General features: G+C 59.8%; 26 protein-coding genes and 1 other RNA gene. 18 read left to right on the top strand and 9 right to left on the bottom strand.

Features of this window, described 5'->3' with window-relative positions; genetic code table 11:
• Positions 1-90 precede the first annotated feature (90 nt).
• Entirely contained in the window at positions 91-1422 is a 1332-nt protein-coding gene (locus A9971_RS24460) for a HAMP domain-containing sensor histidine kinase (protein WP_053160007.1), read from the bottom strand.
• Positions 1415-2089: a response regulator transcription factor gene (locus A9971_RS24455; RefSeq protein ID WP_019093010.1), complete on the bottom strand. Its 675-nt coding sequence runs from the start codon at positions 2087-2089 to the stop codon at positions 1415-1417. Before A9971_RS24455 ends, A9971_RS24460 begins: the two co-directional genes overlap by 8 nt.
• 139 nt (positions 2090-2228) lie before the next feature.
• On the opposite strand from A9971_RS24455, the gene A9971_RS24450 reads away from it, so the two are divergent.
• The 5 genes from A9971_RS24450 (at position 2229) to A9971_RS24430 (ending at position 4885) form a co-directional block, all read left to right on the top strand.
• Positions 2229-2411: a hypothetical protein gene (locus A9971_RS24450; protein ID WP_011063357.1), complete on the top strand. Its 183-nt coding sequence runs from the start codon at positions 2229-2231 to the stop codon at positions 2409-2411.
• Positions 2392-2646, top strand: coding sequence for a hypothetical protein (locus A9971_RS24445; protein WP_011063356.1), 255 nt, complete (start codon positions 2392-2394; stop codon positions 2644-2646). Before A9971_RS24450 ends, A9971_RS24445 begins: the two co-directional genes overlap by 20 nt.
• 165 nt (positions 2647-2811) lie before the next feature.
• Entirely contained in the window at positions 2812-3312 is a 501-nt protein-coding gene (locus tag A9971_RS24440; RefSeq protein WP_011063355.1) for a methylated-DNA--[protein]-cysteine S-methyltransferase, read from the top strand.
• Between the two features lie 58 nt (positions 3313-3370).
• Positions 3371-4015 (top strand): MBL fold metallo-hydrolase, encoded by a 645-nt coding sequence (locus A9971_RS24435; RefSeq protein ID WP_015636939.1) that lies wholly within the window; start codon positions 3371-3373, stop codon positions 4013-4015.
• Between the two features lie 111 nt (positions 4016-4126).
• On the top strand, positions 4127-4885 hold the full coding sequence (locus A9971_RS24430) for an OmpA family lipoprotein (protein ID WP_011063337.1): 759 nt from the start codon (positions 4127-4129) through the stop codon (positions 4883-4885).
• 77 nt (positions 4886-4962) lie between these two features.
• Here the strand turns inward: A9971_RS24430 and A9971_RS24425 are convergent, their stop codons facing one another.
• Positions 4963-5397, bottom strand: coding sequence for a YhcB family protein (locus A9971_RS24425; protein WP_011063336.1), 435 nt, complete (start codon positions 5395-5397; stop codon positions 4963-4965).
• Between the two features lie 144 nt (positions 5398-5541).
• Here A9971_RS24425 and A9971_RS24420 point away from each other — a divergent pair, with 144 nt between their 5' ends.
• The 3 genes from A9971_RS24420 (at position 5542) to zapE (ending at position 8734) form a co-directional block, all read left to right on the top strand.
• Complete coding sequence (locus A9971_RS24420; RefSeq protein ID WP_183000065.1) at positions 5542-6171, top strand: alpha/beta hydrolase; 630 nt, start codon at positions 5542-5544, stop codon at positions 6169-6171.
• Positions 6172-6195: 24 nt separating this feature from the next.
• A complete protein-coding gene (locus A9971_RS24415; RefSeq protein WP_015636937.1) occupies positions 6196-7551 on the top strand; it encodes a tryptophan--tRNA ligase in 1356 nt (451 codons plus the stop codon).
• Between the two features lie 88 nt (positions 7552-7639).
• Positions 7640-8734 carry a cell division protein ZapE gene (gene zapE / locus A9971_RS24410; RefSeq protein ID WP_019093692.1) on the top strand — a complete coding sequence of 365 codons (1095 nt, stop codon included), beginning with the start codon at positions 7640-7642 and terminating at the stop codon, positions 8732-8734.
• A gap of 42 nt (positions 8735-8776) precedes the next feature.
• On the opposite strand, the gene A9971_RS24405 is transcribed toward zapE, so the two are convergent.
• Positions 8777-9676: a GlxA family transcriptional regulator gene (locus tag A9971_RS24405; protein WP_169892244.1), complete on the bottom strand. Its 900-nt coding sequence runs from the start codon at positions 9674-9676 to the stop codon at positions 8777-8779.
• Positions 9677-9920: 244 nt separating this feature from the next.
• On the opposite strand from A9971_RS24405, the gene A9971_RS24400 reads away from it, so the two are divergent.
• Positions 9921-11057, top strand: a complete 1137-nt coding sequence (locus A9971_RS24400; RefSeq protein WP_011063331.1) for an acyl-CoA dehydrogenase family protein — start codon at positions 9921-9923, stop codon at positions 11055-11057.
• A 79-nt stretch (positions 11058-11136) separates the two neighbouring features.
• Here A9971_RS24400 and A9971_RS24395 read toward each other — a convergent pair whose 3' ends face one another.
• Entirely contained in the window at positions 11137-12177 is a 1041-nt protein-coding gene (locus A9971_RS24395; protein WP_015636936.1) for an NADP(H)-dependent aldo-keto reductase, read from the bottom strand.
• A 247-nt stretch (positions 12178-12424) separates the two neighbouring features.
• On the opposite strand from A9971_RS24395, the gene rplM reads away from it, so the two are divergent.
• From rplM to A9971_RS24360, 7 genes are all read left to right on the top strand, one after another.
• Entirely contained in the window at positions 12425-12853 is a 429-nt protein-coding gene (rplM, locus tag A9971_RS24390) for a 50S ribosomal protein L13 (protein ID WP_007928449.1), read from the top strand.
• Between the two features lie 14 nt (positions 12854-12867).
• The gene (gene rpsI, locus A9971_RS24385) at positions 12868-13260 is read left to right on the top strand and encodes a 30S ribosomal protein S9 (protein WP_003228056.1); all 393 of its coding nucleotides are present in this window, start codon (positions 12868-12870) and stop codon (positions 13258-13260) included.
• A gap of 253 nt (positions 13261-13513) precedes the next feature.
• The gene (petA, locus tag A9971_RS24380) at positions 13514-14107 is read left to right on the top strand and encodes a ubiquinol-cytochrome c reductase iron-sulfur subunit (RefSeq protein ID WP_011063329.1); all 594 of its coding nucleotides are present in this window, start codon (positions 13514-13516) and stop codon (positions 14105-14107) included.
• Entirely contained in the window at positions 14107-15318 is a 1212-nt protein-coding gene (locus A9971_RS24375) for a cytochrome bc complex cytochrome b subunit (protein ID WP_011063328.1), read from the top strand. Before petA ends, A9971_RS24375 begins: the two co-directional genes overlap by 1 nt.
• Positions 15318-16100: a cytochrome c1 gene (locus A9971_RS24370; protein WP_011063327.1), complete on the top strand. Its 783-nt coding sequence runs from the start codon at positions 15318-15320 to the stop codon at positions 16098-16100. Before A9971_RS24375 ends, A9971_RS24370 begins: the two co-directional genes overlap by 1 nt.
• Before the next feature lie 152 nt (positions 16101-16252).
• The gene (locus tag A9971_RS24365) at positions 16253-16870 is read left to right on the top strand and encodes a glutathione S-transferase N-terminal domain-containing protein (protein WP_011063326.1); all 618 of its coding nucleotides are present in this window, start codon (positions 16253-16255) and stop codon (positions 16868-16870) included.
• Between the two features lie 16 nt (positions 16871-16886).
• A complete protein-coding gene (locus A9971_RS24360) occupies positions 16887-17300 on the top strand; it encodes a ClpXP protease specificity-enhancing factor (RefSeq protein WP_011063325.1) in 414 nt (137 codons plus the stop codon).
• 51 nt (positions 17301-17351) lie between these two features.
• Here the strand turns inward: A9971_RS24360 and A9971_RS24355 are convergent, their stop codons facing one another.
• The 4 genes from A9971_RS24355 to A9971_RS24340 all read right to left on the bottom strand — a co-directional run bounded on the left by A9971_RS24355 (position 17352) and on the right by A9971_RS24340 (position 20807).
• Positions 17352-17930, bottom strand: a complete 579-nt coding sequence (locus A9971_RS24355) for a BON domain-containing protein (protein ID WP_011063324.1) — start codon at positions 17928-17930, stop codon at positions 17352-17354.
• Positions 17927-18520, bottom strand: coding sequence for a phosphoheptose isomerase (locus A9971_RS24350; protein ID WP_015636934.1), 594 nt, complete (start codon positions 18518-18520; stop codon positions 17927-17929). The genes A9971_RS24355 and A9971_RS24350 overlap by 4 nt, the downstream gene beginning before the upstream one ends.
• A gap of 104 nt (positions 18521-18624) precedes the next feature.
• Entirely contained in the window at positions 18625-18996 is a 372-nt protein-coding gene (locus A9971_RS24345; protein WP_019093694.1) for a YraN family protein, read from the bottom strand.
• The gene (locus A9971_RS24340) at positions 18996-20807 is read right to left on the bottom strand and encodes a penicillin-binding protein activator (RefSeq protein ID WP_011063321.1); all 1812 of its coding nucleotides are present in this window, start codon (positions 20805-20807) and stop codon (positions 18996-18998) included. The genes A9971_RS24345 and A9971_RS24340 overlap by 1 nt, the downstream gene beginning before the upstream one ends.
• Positions 20808-21026: 219 nt before the next feature.
• Between A9971_RS24340 and rsmI the strand changes: the two genes are divergently transcribed.
• Positions 21027-21899, top strand: coding sequence for a 16S rRNA (cytidine(1402)-2'-O)-methyltransferase (gene rsmI, locus A9971_RS24335; RefSeq protein WP_019093695.1), 873 nt, complete (start codon positions 21027-21029; stop codon positions 21897-21899).
• A 72-nt stretch (positions 21900-21971) separates the two neighbouring features.
• An RNA gene (gene rnpB, locus A9971_RS24330) (RNase P RNA component class A) lies at positions 21972-22325 on the top strand.
• Positions 22326-22535: the final 210 nt, after the last annotated feature.

Raw genomic sequence — 22535 nt, 5'->3', positions numbered from 1 at the left:
TCCCGCAACAATACTCACAAGTGCCGGGAGGGAGGGCATGACCAAGGCAGTTTTTTCATCGCTTGCGAGCACATTTTTCCTCGCTTGGCTTCAGGCACTCTCCTCGCCGGGGTCGGCGGGCGGGGCTTCTTCGGTCGGGGTGGCGTCGAAGTCCAGGGTGACGCTGAAGCGTTGCTCCTCCACCAGCACGTCGATGCGCCAGCCCAGGCGGGCACACAACTGGCGCATCAGTTCCAGGCCCAGGCCGTAGCCGTAGTCGCTGGAAGGCTCGATCTGCTTGGCTTCGCGGATGCGGTTGAGAATGCGCAGGCGCGGGTAGTCGAAGTGGATCTCGATGGTGCCGTCATCGGCATATTGCAGGGCGTTGCGCAGGAAATTGCCGACCACGATTCGGCAGGCGGTCAGGGGCAGGCGGCAGGGTGTGGTGCTGATGTCCAGGGTCAGTTCGATATCCCGTGTCCCGATCAGGTAGCGCTGCTCCTGGATCAGCTCGTTGACCAGCCCGCTCATGTCGATGGGTTCCTCGGGCAGGGCTTCGGGCAGCTCGCGGCTCATCCACAGCAAGGTCTCGGCGATGCGCTGCATGTTCAGTACCGAGCGTTCGATACGTTGCAGGGGCGGCGGCAGGGCGCCGCCGGATTGCAGGGTCAGCAGCTCGATATTGGCCTTGAGCACTGCCAGCGGGGTACGCAGTTCATGGCTGGTGTAGCGCAGCAGCCGGCCCTCACGCAGGCTGGCAGCCTGGACCTGTTGCATGCTCTGGGCCAGGGCGTCGGCCAGCATATTGAATTCCTTGAAGCTGAAATTGGGCCGTTCGCCGGCCACCGTGTCGGGGTCCTTGAGGGTACTGGACCACTGGGACAGGCGGCCCAGGGGCCGCACCAGCCACCAGACCAGCAGCGCAATGATGATCAGCGCCGGTATGAACACCGCCAGGCTGATGAAAATCACCCCGTGCAGTTCACGGTCCAGGTAGGCGTCGGACAGTGGCGTCTCGACTTCGCCGCCTTCTTCCTGGTCATGGTCGACGTCGTACATGTACAGGGTCTTGCCGTCCGCCAGGGGTTGGGCAAGGATCGCCCGGCCTTCATCGTCGTCATCGGAATCCAGGTCGCCAAAGACCTGGACTGCACCGAAGGACAGGCTCGGGGGCGTGTCCAGCAATTGGCGGACCTTCTCGGGCAGCGCCTCCTTGCCGATGACGCTGGTATAGAAATAGTTGTGCGGCGGCGGGGTCGTGGGGTCCTTGTTGTAGTGCCTGGCGAAGTACTGGGCTTCTTCCTCCATCATCGCGCTGGCGGTGTAGAGCAGGCCGCGGACGCTGTATTCCGGCAGCAGCAGACTGTAGATCAGCAGTACCACGGCAATTAGCAGCAGGAAGCTGCCGCTGATCACCCATTTCAAACTCAGGCCGTTACGCATGTGACCTCAGTTGTATGCCAATACCGGGAAGGGTGTGGATCAGGGGCTGGTCGAAGGACTTGTCCACAGTCTTGCGCAGCCGGTGCATATGCACCTTGAGGGTGTTGCTGTCGGGCGGCTCGTCGCCCCAGATCGTCGCCTCCAGGCGTTCCCGGGTGACAGGCTCGGGGCTGGCGCGCATCAGGCATTCCAGCAGGGTCCAGCAGATGGGCGACAGGTGCAGTTCCTGGCCGGCGCGGCTGACCTTGCGGGTGGTCAGCTCCATTACCAGGTCGGCCACCTGCAGGCGGCTGGCCTGGCCGCTGCGGCGCAGGCTCAGGGCACGGATCCTGGCCACCAGCTCGGCCAGTTCGAAGGGCTTGACCAGATAATCGTCGGCACCGGCGGCAAAGCTGGCGAGCTTGTCCGACAGGGCATCCAGCGAGGTGAGCATGAGGATGGGGGTCTGGCTGCCGTGCTGGCGCAGTTGTTCGCACAGCTGCTGGCCGTCCAGCCGCGGCAGCATGATGTCGAGGAGGATCACGTCGTAATGCTGGCTCAGGGCCAGGTTAAGGCCGGTCTGGCCGTTGCTGGCGTGGTCGCAGACGATGCCGCCGATTTCCAGGTACTCGATGACGGTATTGGCCAGGTCAAGGTTGTCCTCGACCAGCAGCAGGTGAATATGCACGGAAACGTCCCCTTGGACCCTTGGCACTCGATGGGCCGAAGGATAGCGGAAGCCGAGGCTTTTCCATTGATGTTTACCCGCTGTTAACCCGGCGCTCTCTAAGCTCAGGCTCTTCTTAACTGCAGAGCGCGGCACAGCCATGAACCTGTCTTCAGTGCTCAAAGGCATCCTGCTGGTGTTGATTCTTCTCGGCCTGATGGCTTGCGTCCTGCCGTCCGGGGCACCCATGGTGCGCCTTGGGGACGGCGGCCCCTTGAGCTTGTTCCTGCTGGGGCATGACCTGCAACGGGCGGAGGCCGAGCATGTCGCGGGTATCGTCTGACGATAGCGGCGCCGGCTACACCGACCAGTTGGTGCTGTGTCTGATGCTGATCCTGTGTGTATCGATTTCCCTGGGTGCCTATATCGTGCGCTTCAACGCCCAGATCGACCGCCAGCGCGAGCTGTCGCCGGTGCACTTGCTGGAGTGTGGTCAGGGGCGGGGGGCCTTTATCGTCGACCCCCATGGGCGGCTTAGCAGCAGCGACAATTGCTACCTGGTGGATGAGGACGACTAGCCTCGCCGCCTGGCAGCGCCCAGAATGATCCGCCTTCGAGTTCCAGCGCAAGAAACGAGGTTCTTGCGCTGAAATCTCGTTCTACAGTGCAGGCGTACTGAGATGAAGGCGGCGAACCCCAGGGTTGCCGGCCTGATTTCCCTGGCGGATTGAAGGAGAACTGCGATGTCCTGCGTATTCAAGAAAATGGCGTCCCCGGTTGGCCAACTGACCCTGGTCGCCCGAGGAGCGAAGCTGGCGGCGATTCTGTGGGAGCACGAGCGGCAGAACCGGGTGCGCCTGGGCCCGCTGCAGGAAGCCGCGGAGCATCCGCTGTTGCTGGAGACCGAGCGCCAGTTGCGCGAATACTTTGCCGGTACCCGCGAGCGTTTCGAGCTTGAGCTGGACTTTGTCGGCACCGAGTTCCAGCGCCAGGTCTGGCAAGCCCTGCTGACCATTCCTTTCGGCGAGACCCGCAGTTACAGCCAGATCGCCCGACAGATCGGCAATCCCACTGCAGTGCGTGCGGTAGGGGCGGCCAATGGGCGTAATCCGATCTCGATCGTCGCCCCCTGCCACCGGGTGATCGGCGCCTCGGGCAGCCTCACCGGTTTCGCCGGCGGTCTTGAGGCCAAGCAGTTCCTGTTGGCACTGGAAGGCGAGGAAACGTTGCAACTGGCGTTCTGAGTAAGCAGTGGCGGCGAGCTGTGACAGAATGGCCCATCGATTTTTCTGGAGCCTTCCCATGGACGCCGCCAAGCCCAGCCTCATCCGCGAAACCTTCCCCGTCGGCCCGCTGCAGTGCAACTGCACCATCATTGGCGACCCGCTGACCAAGAAAGCCATAGTCGTCGATCCGGGCGGCAACCCCGACCTGATCATGGCGCGCCTGGACGCACTGGGCCTGAAGGTGGTGAGCATCATCCATACCCATGCCCATCTGGATCACTTCCTGGCCTCCGGGCAGATGAAGGAAAAGACCGGCGCCACCCTGCACTTGCACAAGGACGACCAGTTTCTCTGGGACAACCTTGAGATGCAGTGCAGCATGTTCGGCGTGCCCTACACCCCTGTGCCGTCCCCGGATCGCTGGCTGGGTGATGACGAAGAGCTGGCCTGCGGTTGCGGCGTGGCCTTGCACACTCCAGGGCATACCCCAGGTTCCATGAGCTTTTGGTTTTCCGAGGCTAAGCTTCTGATTGCCGGCGACACGCTGTTCAAGCGCGGGGTCGGGCGCACGGATTTGTGGGGTGGCGACCAGGCCACGCTGGTGCGTTCGATCAAGCAGCGTCTCTATACCCTCGACGAGGACGCCACAGTGGTTGCCGGGCACGGCCCAGACACCCGGCTGGGAGATGAGATGCGTCAGAACCCGTTCGTGCGAGCCTGACTATTTGCCCGTCGGTTCACGGAATTTTTGCCGTTCTGCGTGTTCCAACGCCGGCAAAGGTCTATTGCCAACGTCCGCTGCACCACAGAATGCAAAATGTAGGAGCTTTCCATGTTCACCTCACGTCGTTTGATTGTTGTCGCTACTGCTGTGGCCTTGTTGTCCGGCTGCGCTTCGCCTAACCCCTATGACAACCAGGGGCAGGCCGACGGCGGCTCGTCTGGCATGAGTAAAACCGCCAAGTACGGTGGGCTGGGAGCCTTGGCCGGTGCGTTGGCTGGTGCTGCCATCGACCACAACAACCGTGGCAAGGGGGCCTTGATCGGTGCAGCAGTGGTCGGTGCTTCCGCTGCAGGTTATGGCTACTACGCTGACCAGCAGGAGAAAAAACTGCGCGCCAGCATGGCCAATACCGGGGTCGAAGTGCAGCGCCAGGGTGATCAGATCAAGCTGATCATGCCGGGCAATATCACCTTCGCCACTGACTCGGCGAATATCGCGCCCAGCTTCTACCAGCCCCTGAACAACCTGGCCAACTCCCTGCGTGAGTTCAACCAGAACCAGATCGAGATCGTCGGCTACACCGACAGCACCGGCAGCCGTCAGCACAACATGGATCTGTCCCAGCGTCGCGCCCAGAGCGTAGCGACCTACCTGACGTCCCAGGGGGTCAGCGGTTCCAACCTGTCCGCTCGTGGCGCCGGTCCGGACAACCCGATCGCCAGCAACGCCGATGTCAACGGCCGTGCGCAGAACCGTCGGGTCGAGGTCAACCTCAAGGCGATTCCGGGCCAGCAGTACCAGCAACCGAACCAGCAGTACCAGCAGCCCTATCAGCAGCAAGGTCAGCAATACCAGCAGTATCCCTGACCGGACTGGCTGAACCCCAGGCATAAAAAAGCCCGCCCGATGCAGATCGGGCGGGCTTTTTTAATGGCTGAGGCGTATTACTTCTTCAGGCCATATTGTTCGTCGAGCATGCCTGGGGCATTCGGCGTCTTCGGCGCGTAGTCCCGTGGTGGTTCCTGGTCCCGTGGAGGGGTCAGGCGCTCACGTGGAGCCTGCACCGACTCCGAGTGCAAGGCGGCCAGCAGGCGCTGGCGGGTCAGTTCGTCCAAGGCCAGGCGATTGGCGCCCTCGGCGAGGTGATCCTGCACTTCCTGGTAACTCTGGGTCAGTTTCTTGACCAGGGTTGCGGTGCTGTTGAAGTGAGTGACCACTTCATTCTGATAATTGTCGAAACGTTCCTGAATATCATCCAACTGACGCTGCGTGCGGTTAGGCGCGGCATTGGGCAGCAGGCGAGCGACCAGGAATCCAATGGCGACACCCGCGACCAGGGCAAGAGTCGGCAACAACCAAACTAAGAGCGAGTGTTCCACGAGTCCTTCCTCTATAAACGGCTTTGCTTTACGTTAACGGCTCGAACCTGCGCTGTATACCGCGATTCACTCGCAATAGATTGGCACAGACCATTTGCTAGACGAGTCGACCCCCTTCGAGGTCACGGAGTTCCTTCCTTGCTTATGCGTGAAACCCCTGTAGTGATTGCCGGCCCGGTGGGCCAACTGGAAGCCCTGTATCTGCAGGTGCCCGATGCACGTGGGATGGCGCTGATCTGCCACCCCAATCCGGTGCAGGGCGGCACCATGCTCAATAAGGTGGTATCCACCCTGCAGCGCACTGCGCGGGATGCCGGCCTGAGCACTCTGCGCTTCAACTACCGTGGCGTGGGCGCCAGTGAAGGCAGCCACGACATGGGCAGCGGTGAAGTCGACGATGCCCAGGCGGCAGCCCAGTGGTTGCAGGCCCAGCATCCGCAACTGCCCTTGACCCTGTTCGGGTTCTCCTTTGGCGGCTTTGTCGCGGCCAGCCTTGGCGGGCGTCTGGAAGGCCAGGGCACGCAGCTCAAGCACTTGTTCATGGTGGCGCCGGCAGTCACCCGCCTGCGTGATAGCGACCTGCTGCCGCAGAACTGCCCGTTGACCCTGATCCAGCCGGAAACCGATGAGGTCATCGACCCTCAGGCGGTCTACGACTGGTCCGACGCGCTTGTTCGCCCCCATGAGCTGCTGAAAGTGGCAGAATGCGGGCACTTTTTTCATGGCAAGCTCAACGATCTGAAAGATCTGGTGCTGCCGCGACTTTCGAATTGATAGCAGTCTGATAAGCGATTACCCATGACTACTCGTACGCGTATCCTCACCGGCATCACCACCACCGGCACCCCGCACCTGGGCAACTATGCCGGTGCGATCCGCCCGGCGATCGTCGCCAGCCGCGACAGCAATGCCGACTCCTTCTACTTTCTGGCCGACTACCATGCACTGATCAAGTGCGATGACCCGCTGCGTATTCAGCGTTCGCGCCAGGAAATCGCCGCCACCTGGTTGGCCGGTGGCCTGGATGTGGAACGCGTGACTTTCTATCGCCAGTCGGACATCCCGGAGATCCCCGAGCTGACCTGGCTGTTGACCTGCGTGGCGGCCAAGGGGCTGCTCAACCGTGCCCATGCCTATAAGGCTTCGGTGGACAAGAATGTCGAGGCCGGTGAAGACCCGGACGCCGGCATCACCATGGGCTTGTACAGCTACCCGGTACTGATGGCGGCGGACATCCTGATGTTCAACGCGCACAAGGTGCCGGTGGGCCGCGACCAGATCCAGCACGTGGAAATGGCCCGGGACATTGGCCAGCGTTTCAACCACCTGTTCGGCCAGGGCAAGGAGTTCTTCACCATGCCCGAGGCGCTGATCGAGGAAAGTGTTGCCACCTTGCCAGGCCTCGATGGCCGCAAGATGTCCAAGAGTTACGACAACACCATCCCGCTGTTCACCAGCGCCAAGGACATGAAGGACGCGATCTCGCGGATCGTCACCGACTCCAAGGCGCCAGGCGAGGCCAAGGATCCGGACAACTCTCATTTGTTCACCCTGTACCAGGCGTTCTCCACCCCTGCGCAAGCCGCCGAGTTCCGCAGCGAGCTGCTTCAGGGCCTGGGTTGGGGCGAAGCCAAGAACCGCCTGTTCCAATTGCTGGATGCCGAACTGGGCGAAGCCCGCGAGCGTTATCACCAACTGATCGCACGCCCTTCGGACCTGGAAGACATCTTGCGTGCCGGCGCCGTCAAGGCCCGTGCCGTGGCCACGCCGTTCCTCAACGAACTGCGCGAAGCCGTGGGCCTGCGCTCTTTCGCCGCCCAGGTACAGGTGGCAGCCACCACCAAGAAAAAAGCCGCCAAGGCCGCGCGTTTCATCAGCTTTCGAGAGGATGACGGCAGCTTCCGTTTCCGTTTGCTGTCGGCCGATGGCGAGCAACTGCTGCTGTCGCGCAATTTCGCTGATGGCAAGGCTGCAGGTGCTGTCACCAAGCAACTGCAATCGGGCCAGGAGCTGGATCTGCGGACCGAGGGCAATGCATTCGGTATCTGGCTGGACGGCGCCTGTGTGGCGGATAGCCCGGACTTTGCCGATGCCAGCGCCCGTGACGCGGCTGTAGATGCACTGCGCATCGCTCTGACCCCGGCGCAGGACTAATCGGCATCTTCCCGACCAAGGGCTGATTGCCATTCCCCAGGGCCGTCGCTAAAGTGACGGCCCGTTTTTGTTGCCTTGCTAACGAATTATGACGCCCCTAGAACGATACCAAGCAGATCTGAAACGCCCGGATTTCTTTCATGATGCGGCACAGGAAACGGCTGTGCGTCATCTGCAGCGCCTGTATGACGATCTGATCGCGGCCGAGCAAAACAAGCCGGGCCTGCTCGGCAAGCTTTTTGGCAAGAAGGATCAGACGCCGGTCAAGGGTCTGTATTTCTGGGGCGGAGTGGGGCGCGGTAAGACCTATCTGGTGGACACCTTCTTCGAAGCCTTGCCGTTCAAGGAAAAGGTACGCACGCACTTTCACCGTTTCATGAAGCGCGTACACGAAGAAATGAAGACCCTGGGCGGTGAGAAGAACCCGTTGACCATCATCGCCAAGCGTTTCTCGCAAGAGGCGCGGGTGATCTGCTTCGACGAATTCTTCGTGTCTGACATTACTGACGCGATGATTCTTGGCACCCTCATGGAGGAGCTGTTCAAGAATGGCGTGACCCTGGTCGCCACCTCGAACATCGTCCCCGACGGCTTGTACAAGGATGGCTTGCAGCGCGCGCGCTTCCTGCCGGCGATTGCCCTGATCAAGCAGAACACCGAGATCGTCAACGTCGACAGCGGTGTCGACTACCGCTTGCGTCACCTGGAGCAGGCGGAGCTGTTCCACTATCCATTGAACGAAGAAGCACAGGAAAGCTTGCGCAAGAGCTTCCGGGCGTTGACGCCGGAGTGCACCCAGGCGGTGGAAAACGATGTGTTGATCATCGAGAACCGCGAGATCCGCGCATTGCGTACCTGCGATGATGTGGCCTGGTTCGACTTCCGGGAACTGTGCGACGGCCCGCGCAGCCAGAACGACTACATCGAGCTGGGCAAGATCTTCCATGCCGTGTTGCTCAGTGGCGTGGAGCAGATGAGCGTCACCACCGACGACATCGCCCGGCGCTTTATCAACATGGTCGACGAGTTCTACGACCGCAACGTCAAGCTGATCATTTCCGCCGAGGTCGAACTCAAGGACCTCTACACCGGTGGCCGCCTGACGTTCGAGTTCCAGCGCACCCTTAGCCGCCTGCTGGAGATGCAGTCCCACGAGTTCCTGTCGCGGGCGCACAAGCCATAAGCATCGCCAGATGAAAAAGGGCCTGCATTGCAGGCCCTTTTTTTATGCCGCCTGTTGCTGGAACTGTTGGCGGTACTGGTTGGGTGAAAGTTCGGTGTGCTGGCGGAACAGTCGGGCGAAGAAACTGGCGTCGTCGTAGCCGACTTCGTAGCTGATGGTCTTGATGCTCTTGCGCGTTCCCGAGAGCAGGCCCTTGGCGGTTTCGATGCGCAGGCGCTGCAGGTAATGCAGGGGCTTGTCGCCGGTGGCGGTCTGGAAACGGCGCATGAAGTTGCGAATGCTCATGCCGTGCTCGCGGGCCACGTCCTCGAAGCGGAACTTGTCGGCGAAGTGCTCTTCGAGCCAGTGCTGGATCTGCAGGATGATCACGTCCTGATGCAGCTTCTGGCCGCCGAAGCCGATGCGCCCTGGGGCGTAGCTGCGCTGTACTTCATAGAGAATGTCCCGGGCCACGGCCTGGGCCACGTTGGCACCGCAGAAGCGTTCGATCAGGTAGATGTACAGGTCGCAGGCCGAGGTGGTACCGCCCGCGCAGTAGAGGTTGTCGGCGTCGGTCAGGTGCTTGTCCTGATTGAGCTGGACCTTGGGGAAGCGCTCATTGAAGGCGCTGAAGAAGCGCCAGTAGGTAGTGGCTTCCTTGCCATCGAGCAAGCCGGCTTCCGCCAGCCAGAACACCCCGGTGGCTTCGCCGCAGAGCACCGCGCCGCGAGCGTGCTGGGCGCGCAGCCAGGGCAAGATCTGCGGGTAACGCTGGCACAGGGTGTCGAAGTCGTCCCAGAACGCCGGGAGGATGATGATATCGGTGTCTTCCAGCGGGCCGTCCACCGGCATGATCACGTCGCTGAAACTGCATACGGGTTGACCGTCGGGGCTGACCAGGCGGGTTTCGAACGCCGGGGTCAGGCCTTGGCCCAGTTGTTTGCCGTAGCGCAGGCTGGCCAGATGGAAGAAATCCTTGGCTTGCATGAGGGTGGAAGCGAAAACCCGGTCGATAGCCAGGATGCTGACGCGCCGCAAGGGCGTGGAGGTTTGGTTAGACATAATTCAATTGTTCTTATAGGGGAAAGTGGTCACCAGACGGCTGGATCGTCTTATTTTTTGTCGGATGTGTCCAGTGTCCCGTGCAGGTGGCTAGCCTTAGGCTCTGGCAGCCAACCCATGATCAATAACCATCACAGGTGCCTGCATGATCCCTAGAACCTTGTTCAGCTCCGAGCACGAACTCTTCCGTGACAGCGTGCGTACATTCCTTGAGAAAGAGGCAGTGCCCTTCCATGGCGAATGGGAAAAACAGGGCTATATCGACCGTCAGTTGTGGAGCAAGGCGGGGGAGGCCGGAATGCTGTGTTCGCACATTCCCGAGGAATACGGCGGCCTGGGGGCGGACTTTCTCTACAGCGCGGTGGTGATCGAGGAGATTGGCCGGCTGGGCCTGACGGGCATTGGTTTTTCCCTGCATTCGGACATTGTCGCGCCCTACATCCTGCATTACGGCAGTGAGTCGCTGAAGCACAAGTACCTGCCCCGGCTGGTCTCGGGGGAAATGGTCACGGCCATTGCCATGACCGAGCCGGGGGCGGGCTCCGACCTGCAAGGGGTGAAGACCACGGCAGTGCTCGACGGCGACGAATACGTGATCAATGGTTCCAAGACCTTTATTACCAACGGCTACCTGGCGGACCTGGTGATAGTCGTGGCCAAGACCGATCCCAAGGCCGGAGCCAAGGGCACCAGCCTGTTTCTGGTTGAGGCCGATACTCCCGGGTTCTCCAAGGGCAAGCGCCTGGAGAAAGTGGGAATGAAGGCTCAGGACACCTCCGAGCTGTTCTTCCAGGATGTGCGAGTACCCAAGGAGAACCTGCTGGGGCAGGCTGGGGCAGGTTTTGCCTATTTGATGCAGGAGTTGCCCCAGGAGCGCCTGACCGTGGCCATTGGTGGCCTGGCCAGTGCCGAGGCGGCGTTGCAGTGGACCCTGGAATACACCCGCGAACGCAAAGCCTTTGGCAAGGCAATTGCCGATTTCCAGAACAGCCGTTTCAAGCTGGCGGAAATGGCCACGGAAATTCAGATCGGCCGGGTATTTGTCGATCGCTGCCTGGAGCTGCACTTGCAGGGCAAGCTCGATGTGCCGACGGCGGCCATGGCCAAGTACTGGGGAACTGACCTGCAGTGCAAGGTGCTTGATGAATGCGTGCAGTTGCACGGCGGCTACGGCTTCATGTGGGAGTACCCGGTGGCCCGGGCCTGGGCCGATGCCCGGGTGCAGCGCATTTATGCCGGGACCAACGAGATCATGAAGGAGATCATTGCCCGCTCACTATAGGAAGCGGGCCGCCGGCGAAGGGTGCGAAGCGGGTTATGCGACGTATCCATTCGCTGGCAAGCCAGCAACTGTGGGCCTATTAAGGCGCGGGGTTGGGGTGATCCTTGTGGATTGCCTCGATCCCGGCGAGGACCTCATCCGACAACTTCAAGGCGGCGCTGGCGATGTTGCTGTCCAGCTGTTCCAGAGTGGTGGCGCCGATGATGTTGCTGGTCACGAACGGCTGTTGAGTGACGAAGGCCAGGGCCATTTGTGCCGGATCCAGGCCGTGCTCGCGGGCCAGCGCCACATAACGGCTGCAGGCTGCTTCCGACTGAGGGTTGAAGTAGCGGCTGAAGCGGCTGTAGAGGCTCAGCCGTGCCTTGGCTGGCCGCGCGCCGCCTTCGTACTTGCCGGACAGGTAGCCAAAGGCCAGAGGAGAGTAGGCCAGCAGGCCGCATTGTTCACGAATGGCAATTTCCGCCAGGCCTACTTCGAAGCTGCGGTTGAGCAGGTTGTAGGGGTTCTGGATCGAAACCGCCCGCGGCCAGCCACGGCTCTCGGCCAGGGCAAGGAACTTCATGGTGCCCCATGGCGTTTCGTTGGACAGACCGATATGGCGGATCTTGCCGGCCTTGACCTGCTCGTCCAGGGCTTCGAGGGTTTCTTCCAGCGGAGTGAAGTCTTCATCGGCCTGGTGCTTGTAGCCCAGTTGGCCGAAGAAGTTGGTGCTGCGCTCGGGCCAGTGCAGTTGGTACAGGTCGATCCAGTCGGTCTGCAGGCGCTTGAGGCTGGCATCCACGGCTTCGACTATATGCTTGCGGTTGTGCTTGAGCTGTTTGTCGCGAATGTAGTCGATGGTGTTGCCCGGACCTGCGATCTTGCTGGCCAGGACCCAGTCGGCGCGGTCGCCACGCTGCTTGAACCAGTTGCCGATATAGCGCTCGGTGGTGGCGTAGGTTTCGGCCTTTGGCGGCACCGGGTACATCTCGGCAGTGTCGATGAAGTTGATTCCGGCGTTCTTGGCCCGCTCGATCTGAGCGAAGGCTTCAGCCTCGGTGTTCTGCTCGCCCCAGGTCATGGTGCCCAGGCAAATTGCACTCACATTCAGATCGGTTCGGCCCAGCTGGCGGTAGTCCATCGGGTGCTCCCTTGGCAAAACAATCATAAAAGCAGGTTGAAATTTTTTTCGCAATCTGCATAATTCGGCAGCTCTTTCTGCAGTGGAAGTGATGCGCCGCCTGCCGAAGAATCTTGCCGTATATCAGACGCGCTGACCCGAGCCCCCGATAGCGTCTGTGTCCGGCTGCCTTTGACCTTGTCAAAGTAAGCACTATTCAGTAAGATCCGCCGTCTATTTTGCTGGGCGGCCCCTGAGGCTATAAAGAATGAAAACTTTTACTGCTAAACCGGAAACAGTAAAGCGCGACTGGTTCGTCGTCGACGCTGCTGGTCAGACCCTGGGTCGTCTGGCCACCGAAATCGCGAGCCGTCTGCGTGGCAAGCACAAGCCTGAGTACACTCCTCACGTTGACACCGGCGACTACATCGTCGTGATCAATGCCGAGCAGGTACGTGTTACTGGCGCTAAAACCACTGACAAAATGTACTACTCCCACTCCGGTTTCCCGGGCGGCATCAAGTCGATCAACTTCGAAAAGCTGATCGCCAAAGCCCCTGAGCGCGTGATCGAGACCGCGGTAAAAGGCATGCTGCCTAAGAACCCGCTGGGTCGCGACATGTACCGTAAGCTGAAAGTCTATGCGGGCGCTGCACACCCTCATACTGCTCAGCAGCCCCAAGAACTGAAGATTTAACGGAATAGTTCATTATGTCGGCGACTCAAAATTACGGCACTGGCCGTCGCAAGACTGCAACCGCACGCGTTTTCCTGCGTCCGGGCACTGGCAACATCTCGATCAACAACCGTTCCCTGGATAACTTCTTCGGTCGCGAAACTGCCCGCATGGTAGTTCGTCAACCGCTGGAGCTGACCGAGACCGTTGAGAAGTTCGATATCTACGTCACCGTTATCGGCGGCGGTGTAAGTGGTCAAGCTGGCGCAATCCGCCACGGTATCACTCGCGCTCTGATGGATTACGACGAAACTCTGCGCAGCGCGCTGCGTAAAGCTGGTTTCGTAACCCGTGACGCACGTGAAGTTGAGCGTAAGAAAGTGGGTCTGCGTAAAGCGCGTAAGCGTCCGCAATACTCCAAGCGTTAATTCGCTACTGCGTTCAAAAACGCCCAGTCTCCTCGCGGAGCTGGGCGTTTTTTATTGTCTAGAATTTGCTCTGTGACAACTTGCCACATCCGCGGAGGCCCTATACTGCAAGGCTTCGGGCCGGCTCGGCTTGGTAATTACCTTGTCAGAATAGGGGCTTTTCATTACCATTCGGCAAAATTTTTATAAGTTCAGATTTTTACTTAGTAGATGCCTGATTTAACAGGCCACAAAGCTGATGGGAGAGGACTGAATGAGCAATGACGGCGTGAATGCAGGCCGGCGTCGCTTCCTAGTAGCAGCCACATCCGTGGTGGGTGCTGCTGGAGCGGTGGGGGCTGCGGTCCCGTTCGTGGGGTCATGGTTTCCCAGTGCCAAGGCGAAAGCCGCAGGTGCACCGGTGAAGGTGAATATCAGCAAGATCGACCCAGGTCAGCAGATGATTGCTGAATGGCGTGGTCAGCCGGTATTCATCGTCCGCCGTACCGAGGAAATCCTGGGGAATCTTAAAAAGATCGAGGGCCAGTTGTCTGACCCTGACTCCAAGAACTCAGTACAACCAACCTACGTCGACCCGGAAGTGCGTTCGATCAAGCCAGAGATTCTGCTGCTGATCGGTATCTGCACCCACCTGGGCTGTTCTCCGACCTTCCGTCCTGAAGTGGCGCCCGCGGATCTGGGCAAGGACTGGGTAGGTGGCTATTTCTGCCCTTGCCACGGTTCCCACTACGATCTGGCTGGTCGCGTCTACAAGTCGCAACCTGCGCCTTTGAACCTGCCAGTACCCCCGCATTCCTATGAGTCGGATGACATCATCGTCATTGGCGTCGACACGGAGAAAGCGTGATGAGCAAGTTCATGGATTGGGTTGATGCGCGCTTCCCCGCGACCAAGATGTGGGAAGACCATCTCAGCAAGTATTACGCTCCGAAGAACTTCAACTTCTTCTATTTCTTTGGCTCCCTGGCGCTGCTGGTTCTGGTCAACCAGATCGTAACCGGTGTCTGGCTGACCATGAGCTACACCCCTTCGGCGGAAGAGGCCTTCGCTTCCGTTGAATACATCATGCGCGACGTCGAGTACGGCGCGATCCTGCGTCTGCTCCACTCCACCGGCGCTTCGGCGTTCTTCATCGTGGTCTATCTGCACATGTTCCGTGGCCTGCTCTACGGTTCCTACCAGAAGCCCCGTGAGCTGGTGTGGCTGTTCGGCATGCTGATCTACCTGGCACTGATGGCCGAGGCCTTCATGGGCTACCTGCTGCCGTGGGGCCAGATGTCCTACTGGGGCGCCCAGGTGATCATCTCGCTGTTCGGTGCGATCCCGGTCATCGGCGACGACCTGACTCAGTGGATCCGCGGTGACTACCTGATTTCCGGTATCACCCTGAACCGCTTCTTCGCCTTGCACGTTGTTGCCCTGCCGATCGTGATCCTCGGTCTGGTGGTGCTGCACATCCTGGCACTGCACGAAGTGGGTTCGAACAACCCGGATGGCGTCGACATCAAGAAGAACAAGGATGAGAACGGCATCCCGCTGGATGGTATTCCTTTCCACCCTTACTACACCGTGAAGGATATCGTCGGCGTAGTGGTGTTCCTCTTCATCTTCTGCTCGATCGTGTTCTTCTTCCCGGAAATGGGTGGCTACTTCCTCGAGAAGCCGAACTTCGAACAGGCCAACCCGTTCAAGACGCCTGAGCACATTGCTCCGGTTTGGTACTTCACCCCGTTCTACGCGATCCTGCGTGCGGTGCCGGACAAGCTCATGGGCGTCATTGCGATGGGTGCTGCCATTGCCGTGCTGTTCGTGCTGCCTTGGCTCGACCGTAGCCCGGTCAAGTCCATGCGCTACAAAGGCTGGCTGAGCAAGATCTGGCTGCTGGTGTTCTGCATCTCGTTCGTGATCCTGGGGGTGCTGGGTGTATTGGCACCGACTCCGGGCCGTACGCTGCTGTCGCAGGTATGTACCTTCCTGTACTTCGCCTACTTCATTCTGATGCCGTTCTACACCAGGCTCGAGAAGACCAAACCGGTTCCGGAAAGGGTGACTGGCTGATGAAAAAGCTATTTGCTGTACTGATTCTTGCTGCTATGCCTGTATTGTCTTTCGCGGCCGAGCACGGCGGCCCTGAGTTGGAGAAGGTCGATATCGACCTGGCCGACAAAGCTGCCCTGCAAGACGGCGCGCGTACCTTTGCCAACTACTGCATGGGCTGCCACAGCGCAAAGTTCCAGCGTTATGAGCGGGTTGCCGACGATCTGGGTATCCCTCACGATCTGATGTTGAGCAAGCTGGTCTTCACCGGCGCCAAGATCGGTGACCACATGAACATCGGCATGCAGCCGGCAGATGCCAAGACCTGGTTTGGCGCTGCGCCACCGGATCTGACCCTGGTGGCCCGTGTGCGGGGTACCGACTGGCTCTATGGCTACCTCAAGTCCTTCTATGAGGACCCGGCGCGCCCTTGGGGTGTGAATAACAAGGTTTTCCCGAACGTGGGCATGCCTAACGTTCTGGTTGGCCTGCAGGGTCGCCAGGTGATCGGTTGCAAGCAGGTGCAGATCGTCGAAGACGGCAAGAAGCAATACGATCCGCTGACTGGCACGCCGCTGACTCATGAAGCCTGTGACCAGCTGACCATCAAGGAGAACACCGGGACTCTCAACGAGGCTCAGTTCGACGAGAAGGTCAAGAACCTGGTGACCTTCCTGGCTTACTCGGCCAACCCGGTCAAGCTGCAGCACCAGCGCATCGGTACCTACGTACTGCTGTACCTGGCCTTCTTCTTCGTGTTCGCCTATCTGCTCAAGCGCGAATACTGGAAGGATGTGCATTGATAGCGTTTTAAGCATCAGTTGTTGAACGTGCGCGCCCAAGGGCGTCTCTGAAACTGTAACAACCCTGTATCATTCGGGGGTTACCAGAGGCGCCCTGAGGGCGCGCTCGTTTTTTCTGCTTCCGATAATTTCAACAAGCGAGGAGGATCGCCATGGGCGTGACCAATCGGTTGGCCTGTTACTCCGACCCCGCCGACCACTATTCCCACCGGGTGCGCATTGTGCTCGCAGAGAAGGGTGTCAGCGCCGAGATCATCAGTGTGGAGGCGGGGCGTCAGCCGCCGAAGCTGATCGAAGTGAACCCTTATGGGAGCTTGCCAACGCTGGTCGACCGCGACCTGGCGTTGTGGGAGTCGACAGTGGTGATGGAGTACCTGGATGAGCGTTATCCGCATCCGCCACTGCTGCCGGTTTATCCTGTGGCGCGAGCCAACAGCCGTCTGCTGATACACCGGATCCAGCGTGACTGGTGCGGGCAAGTGGATCTGATTCTTGATCCGCGGACCAAGGAGGCTGCTCGAGTGCAGGCGCGCAAGGAATTGCGTGAAAGCCTGACGGGTGTTTCTCCTTTGTTTGCCGACAAGCCATTTTTCCTCAGTGAGGAACAAAGTCTGGTGGACTGCTGCCTACTGCCCATACTCTGGAGATTGCCGGTCCTGGGTATCGAACTGCCGCGGCAGGCCAAGCCGTTGCTTGATTATATGGAACGCCAATTTGCGCGTGAGGCTTTCCAGGCGAGTCTGTCTGGTGTCGAACGCGATATGCGCTGAGGCTTAAGGAGCCGCTATGAACTCCAGTCGACCTTATCTGGTCCGCGCGCTCTATGAGTGGATTGTGGACAACGATTGCACCCCGCACATGCTGGTCAATTCTGACTATCCGGCAGTGCAGGTGCCCCAGGGCTTTGCCAGTGATGGGCAGATCGTCCTGAACATTTCTCCCAGTGCCGTGCGTCATCTGCATATGGATAACGACGTAGTGACCTTCGAAGGGCGCTTCGGTGGTGTGCCGCACAGCCTGCATGTGCCGGTTGCGGCGATCTTGGGGATCTATGCCCGTGAGAATGGCCAGGGCATGGTCTTCGATCTGGAGTCGCCTCTGGATGAAGAGGATGATCTCGAGCCGGATGACGACCTGCCGCCACCGGACAGTGAGCCGCCGCGCCCCAGTGGCCGACCCAGCTTGAAAGTGGTCAAGTAATAAAAAAGGCGATCCATCCGGATCGCCTTTTTTGTATCTCGCGGTTGTGTGTCAGTCGATGTATTCGAACAGTTTGACGATCTTCTGCACACCGGACACGCCTTGAACCAGGTTGGTGGCCTGGGTGGCCTCCTGTTGGGTCAGCAAGCCCAGCAGGTAGACGATGCCGTTCTCGGTCACCACCTTGATTCGCGAGGCGGGCACGCTGGCGTCGGTGAGCATCTGGGTCTTGATCTTGGTGGTCAGCCAGCCATCGTTCTGGCGGGCCAGGAAGCCGGAAGGTGGTAGTACCTGCAGTTCGTTGTGCACCTTCTTGACGCGCTGCACTTCGCTGGCGGCCTGTTCGGCCATGGCCTTGAGGTCCGGGCGGGGTGTTTGTCCGGCCAGCAGGACGATGCCGTTGAAGCTGGTGACAACGATGTGCGAGTTGTTTTCCAGGTCTGGGCTGGCTTTGGCGACGTTGACGGCGACTTTGGTCTCGATCAGCGAGTCGTCGATCTTGCTGCCAAAGGTGCGGGTGCCGCGGTCATCATCGATGGGTTTGTCGCGGGTGGCGGTAATCACCGAGCTGCAACCAGTGATGCTCAGGCACAAGGTCAAGGCCAGGAGGCCAAGGCGATTAGGGGTCATTCTTCACTCCCGAACAATTGGCTGTCGATCAGATCGCAGAGGCAATGGATCGCCAGCAGGTGGACTTCTTGAATGCGTGCAGTGACGGTGGCCGGTACGCGGATCTCGACATCTTCAGGCAGCAGCAGGGAAGCCATGCCGCCGCCGTCACGACCGGTCAATGCTACGACAATCATTTCGCGATCATGTGCGGCCTGGATCGCTTGAATAATGTTTGCGGAGTTGCCGCTGGTGGAAATCGCCAGCAATACGTCACCGGGTTGGCCCAGGGCGCGGATCTGCTTGGAGAAGACTTCGTTGTAGCTGTAGTCGTTGGCGATCGAGGTGATGGTAGAGCTGTCGGTAGTCAGGGCAATGGCCGGCAGGCTCGGGCGTTCGCGCTCGAAGCGGTTGAGCAGTTCGGAGGAAAAATGCTGGGCATCGCCGGCGGAGCCGCCGTTGCCGCAAGAGAGCATCTTGCCCTCGTTGAGCAGGGCGTTGACCATGACCTGGCTGGCTTGCTCGATGTGCGGTGCAAGTACGTCCATCGCCTGTTGCTTGGTGTCGATACTGGCCTGAAAAAGCTGGCGAATTCGGGATTGCATGTCCATCTGTGTGACCTTAAGTGGCGCGGCTTGGTGGCACGTAAATGTGCAGCCCGCAAAGCAAAGAGCAAAATAGTTGAGTGAAAATGGGTGCGGCCTGAGGGCTTCTTTCAGCTGTCGAAGGCATTGCGTAGCCAGTTCAAGCGGGCTTCTGCACCCGAGGCGCCGTCAATGGCGACCACGTCGAAACGGCAAGGATGGCTGGACCAGCGTGATTCGCTTTGCAGGAAAAGCTGCGCGGCAAGGATCAGTTTTTGACGCTTGCGCCCATCGATACTGCCCAGTGCGCCACCCCATTGCGTGTGTTTTCTGTAGCGGACTTCGACGAATACTACTGTATCGCCGTCAAGCATGACCAGATCAAGCTCGCCGCGTTTACACAACCAGTTCTGCGCCAGCAGGCGCAGTCCGTGCTGTTGGAGATGCCCAAGCGCTTGGCTTTCGGCATCTCGTCCGCTGTGCTGGCTTGATCCTTGGAGCATTAGCGCGGCGTGTCGGGCAGGCGGGTCACCTGGCCCCCGACGAACTTGGCCCATGGCAGCTGACGCTCGATGCGTTGCCCGGCAGCCATGCCCAGGCTGCCGGATTCACCTTCTATCCGGCTGTCTGGCAGGGCCTTGAGTTGGCCCAGGCGTGGCGCCAATCGATAGGCGTCGACGCCCATGGCATACAGGCGCCCTAGGCTGCCGCCGGCTTGCGGCCATTGTGCGGTGACCTGGCGGCGCAGCGGGCCGTTGGCATCCAGCAGCCATGGGGTTTCGCAGAACATCACGCCGTTCATGTCGTTGTACTGGTTCTGGTCGCCGCTGGCGCTGAACACATTGGAGGTGGCGTAGACCGGTACATCACCAGCGTATTGGAAGTTCAAGGTCGGCTTGATCTGCTGAGCCTGTTGCGGAGTGGAGGCGAGGAAAATGAACTCGATATCCTGGCGACGTGATGGCTGTGCGGCTACCTGGGTGCCTACGGTGCTCTGCAGGCTCTTGGCGCGGCCTTCGCTCTGGCGCAACTGGAACAGGTCGGCAATCTGCTGTGCCAGGGCGACGGGCTGATCGACGCGTTCGATACCGATTACGCTACCACCATTGGCTTCCCAATCCTGACGGAATGCCTTGAGCACGCGATCGCCCCATTCGCCTTTCGGAACCAGAGCGGCGGCGCGGTGCAGGCCATCGGCGCGGGCGCGACGGGAAACCTCGCGGGCTTCGTCTTCGGCTGCCAGGCCGAACTGGAACAACTGCGCCGGGCCTTGTTCGCCTTCGCTGTAGTTCAGGGCCAGGGTGGTGATCGGCAGTTGCGGGCGAGCGGCAAGTTGCTTGACCAGGGGCTTTTCCAGTGGGCCGACGACCAGTTGCACGCCAGCGGCCTGAGCCTTGCGGTAGAAGTCATCCAGCGAGCTTAGGCGCGAGCTGTCATAGAACTCGATGCTGGGTGGATTCTGTCCGGCTTGCTGAGCCTGGTAGTGAGCAGCCATGAAACCTTCGCGCAGTGCTTTGGAAACCGATGCGAGGGGGCCGTCCTGTGGCAGCAGCAAGGCAATTTTCGATACCGGCTGGCTGGCCAGTTCCTTGAGCTTGATCAGGGGTTGGGGCAGTTGAATGGCAGCCGGGTGCTTTGGATTCTGGGCGCGCCAGGTATCGATGGCTGCCTGCTGCTGTTCCAGGGTGCCGGCGCTCTTGACTGCCAGGGCCAGGCTCATCCAGCCGGCCAGGTCGTCATTGCCGGCAGGCTGCAACTGATCGGTCGGCAGGGCGGCAATCAGTGCCCAGATGGCTTCGTGGTTTTTGGCTGCTGCATCATCCTTGAGCAAGGGCGCGATAACGATGCGCTCTTTGGCGGCGGCCAATGTCTGGCCGTCGGCTTCCAGTGCGCGAGCATGAACGCTGCCGGTGCGAATCTGTTGAGCTGCCGGCAGTTCGCTCAGGTGTTGCAGGCTTGGATGGCTCAGTGCGGTGAGGGCAGCCTTTGGCTGGTTGCGCACCAGGGCCAGCTCTGCGGACAGGGTGCTGGCGAAGATTTGCTGGGCAGGCTTGAGTTGATCCAGCGGCACTTGCTGCAGGATTTGTCCGGCGCGTCCGGCATTGCCTTGACGATACGCCAGGTCGGCGGCGCTCAGGCGCAGCAGGGCTGCTTTTTCCGGAGTTTTGCTGGTGGCGGCCTGTTCGAGCAGTTGCTCGATACTGGCATCCGGTGTCCGTGGAAGTTCGCCAAGGCTGGAAGAGGGCGAGCTGGCGCAAGCCACCAGAAGGGTAGCCAGGCAGAGGGCAAGAAACAGCCGCAGGCAAGCGATCATGTAAGTGTTCCTGATACTCGATCAAATGAGCGTGGAATTGTACCCAAGCGCTGGCTGGGGTGCGATGTTACTGGCGATAAACCGTCGATTTAGCTCAAGCAAATGTTGCTTGGCTGCCTGAAAGGTCGCAGCGCAGCGCCATACCGGCTGATCGCAAGGCGTATTGAGAATGCTTCAACGCGCTACAATGGCGCTTTTTCCGATCAAGAGGTGTGCGCTTTGACTGCTCCAGGTCCTTTGAATTCCGCTGCTGGCTCGCTTTATGTGGTGGCGACGCCCATCGGCAACCTGGACGATATCAGCGCCCGGGCCTTGAAGCTGTTGCGCGAGGTGTCGTTGATCGCTGCCGAAGATACCCGGCATTCCCAGCGCCTGATGCAGCACTTTGGTATTTCCACGCCCCTGGCTGCCTGCCATGAGCACAACGAACGTGATGAGGGCAGTCGCTTCATTACTCGTCTGCTGGCTGGGGATAATGTCGCCTTGATCTCCGATGCGGGCACGCCGCTGATTTCCGATCCCGGCTACCACCTGGTGCGCCAGGCGCGGGCGGCGGGTATCAACGTGGTTCCAGTACCGGGGGCCTGTGCTCTGATCGCGGCGTTGTCGGCGGCGGGCTTGCCTTCAGACCGGTTCATCTTCGAAGGCTTTCTGCCGGCCAAGGCGGTCGGGCGCAGGGCGCGCCTGGAAGCGGTCAAGGAAGAGCCGCGTACGCTGATTTTCTATGAGGCGCCGCATCGCATACTTGAATGCCTGCAGGATATGGAGTCGGTATTCGGTGGTGAGCGGCCGGCATTGCTGGCGCGTGAATTGACCAAGACCTTCGAGACCCTGAAGGGGCTGCCACTTTCCGAGCTGCGCCAGTTCGTCGAGTCCGACAGCAATCAGCAGCGTGGGGAGTGCGTGGTGCTGGTCGCGGGGTGGACAGCACCGGAAAGTGATGAGGCGATCAGTAGTGAGTCGATGCGTATCCTCGACCTGTTGCTCAAGGAAATGCCGCTGAAGCGGGCTGCTGCTTTGGCTGCGGAAATCACTGGCGAGCGCAAGAATGTGTTGTATCAGGTGGCCCTGGATAAACAGAAAGAACAATAAATTGCGTAGCAGGGTGGCCAAAGGCTTTTAGCGCTTGTTCTTCGTTCGCTCTGCCGTTAACCTGCGCGGCGGAGAGTCGATTGGACAGTCGCTGCCCTCTATGAAAATTAGAGGGGGGAGGAAAGTCCGGGCTCCATAGGGCGGAGTGCCAGGTAATGCCTGGGGGGCGTGAGCCTACGGAAAGTGCCACAGAAAATAACCGCCTAAGCACTTCGGTGCCGGTAAGGGTGAAAAGGTGCGGTAAGAGCGCACCGCACGTCTGGTAACAGTTCGTGGCTAGGTAAACCCCACTCGGAGCAAGACCAAATAGGGTTCCAAGGCGTGGCCCGCGCTGGAACCGGGTAGGTTGCTAAAGATGTCCAGTGATGGCCATCGTAGAGGAATGACTGTCCTCGACAGAACCCGGCTTACAGATCGACTCTCCACCTTTTCCCTCCCTGCTTGAATCAATAGCAGAAGCGTTTTTGTAATACCGAAAAAATCTTACTCTTAATAAATTACTTTAACTTCGCGCTGCAGCTTATTGAGCTGTCGGAAGTTGATGCTCTGAAACACCCTTCGAATTCCCGTTACCTCTCCTTTAAGTCTCCTAAATCTCCGTTCTATAAGGCTTTTCCGTCGCCGCGCGCCTTGACG

This window comes from Pseudomonas sp. UME65 (assembly GCF_014170225.1).
GTDB classification, from domain to species: Bacteria; Pseudomonadota; Gammaproteobacteria; order Pseudomonadales; family Pseudomonadaceae; genus Aquipseudomonas; species Aquipseudomonas protegens.
This window is presented reverse-complemented; position numbering and strand designations above follow the sequence as displayed.

Bases quoted from the DNA above. Each gene is read 5' to 3' on its own strand.
- A9971_RS24460 (WP_053160007.1), bottom strand. From the start codon at position 1,422: ATGCGTAACGGCCTGAGTTTGAAATGGGTGATCAGCGGCAGCTTCCTG.
- A9971_RS24450 (WP_011063357.1), top strand. From the start codon at position 2,229: ATGAACCTGTCTTCAGTGCTCAAAGGCATCCTGCTGGTGTTGATTCTT.
- A9971_RS24445 (WP_011063356.1), top strand. From the start codon at position 2,392: ATGTCGCGGGTATCGTCTGACGATAGCGGCGCCGGCTACACCGACCAG.
- A9971_RS24440 (WP_011063355.1), top strand. From the start codon at position 2,812: ATGTCCTGCGTATTCAAGAAAATGGCGTCCCCGGTTGGCCAACTGACC.
- A9971_RS24435 (WP_015636939.1), top strand. From the start codon at position 3,371: ATGGACGCCGCCAAGCCCAGCCTCATCCGCGAAACCTTCCCCGTCGGC.
- A9971_RS24430 (WP_011063337.1), top strand. From the start codon at position 4,127: ATGTTCACCTCACGTCGTTTGATTGTTGTCGCTACTGCTGTGGCCTTG.
- A9971_RS24420 (WP_183000065.1), top strand. From the start codon at position 5,542: ATGCGTGAAACCCCTGTAGTGATTGCCGGCCCGGTGGGCCAACTGGAA.
- A9971_RS24415 (WP_015636937.1), top strand. From the start codon at position 6,196: ATGACTACTCGTACGCGTATCCTCACCGGCATCACCACCACCGGCACC.
- zapE (WP_019093692.1), top strand. From the start codon at position 7,640: ATGACGCCCCTAGAACGATACCAAGCAGATCTGAAACGCCCGGATTTC.
- A9971_RS24400 (WP_011063331.1), top strand. From the start codon at position 9,921: ATGATCCCTAGAACCTTGTTCAGCTCCGAGCACGAACTCTTCCGTGAC.
- A9971_RS24395 (WP_015636936.1), bottom strand. From the start codon at position 12,177: ATGGACTACCGCCAGCTGGGCCGAACCGATCTGAATGTGAGTGCAATT.
- rplM (WP_007928449.1), top strand. From the start codon at position 12,425: ATGAAAACTTTTACTGCTAAACCGGAAACAGTAAAGCGCGACTGGTTC.
- rpsI (WP_003228056.1), top strand. From the start codon at position 12,868: ATGTCGGCGACTCAAAATTACGGCACTGGCCGTCGCAAGACTGCAACC.
- petA (WP_011063329.1), top strand. From the start codon at position 13,514: ATGAGCAATGACGGCGTGAATGCAGGCCGGCGTCGCTTCCTAGTAGCA.
- A9971_RS24375 (WP_011063328.1), top strand. From the start codon at position 14,107: ATGAGCAAGTTCATGGATTGGGTTGATGCGCGCTTCCCCGCGACCAAG.
- A9971_RS24370 (WP_011063327.1), top strand. From the start codon at position 15,318: ATGAAAAAGCTATTTGCTGTACTGATTCTTGCTGCTATGCCTGTATTG.
- A9971_RS24365 (WP_011063326.1), top strand. From the start codon at position 16,253: ATGGGCGTGACCAATCGGTTGGCCTGTTACTCCGACCCCGCCGACCAC.
- A9971_RS24360 (WP_011063325.1), top strand. From the start codon at position 16,887: ATGAACTCCAGTCGACCTTATCTGGTCCGCGCGCTCTATGAGTGGATT.
- A9971_RS24355 (WP_011063324.1), bottom strand. From the start codon at position 17,930: ATGACCCCTAATCGCCTTGGCCTCCTGGCCTTGACCTTGTGCCTGAGC.
- A9971_RS24350 (WP_015636934.1), bottom strand. From the start codon at position 18,520: ATGGACATGCAATCCCGAATTCGCCAGCTTTTTCAGGCCAGTATCGAC.
- A9971_RS24345 (WP_019093694.1), bottom strand. From the start codon at position 18,996: ATGCTCCAAGGATCAAGCCAGCACAGCGGACGAGATGCCGAAAGCCAA.
- A9971_RS24340 (WP_011063321.1), bottom strand. From the start codon at position 20,807: ATGATCGCTTGCCTGCGGCTGTTTCTTGCCCTCTGCCTGGCTACCCTT.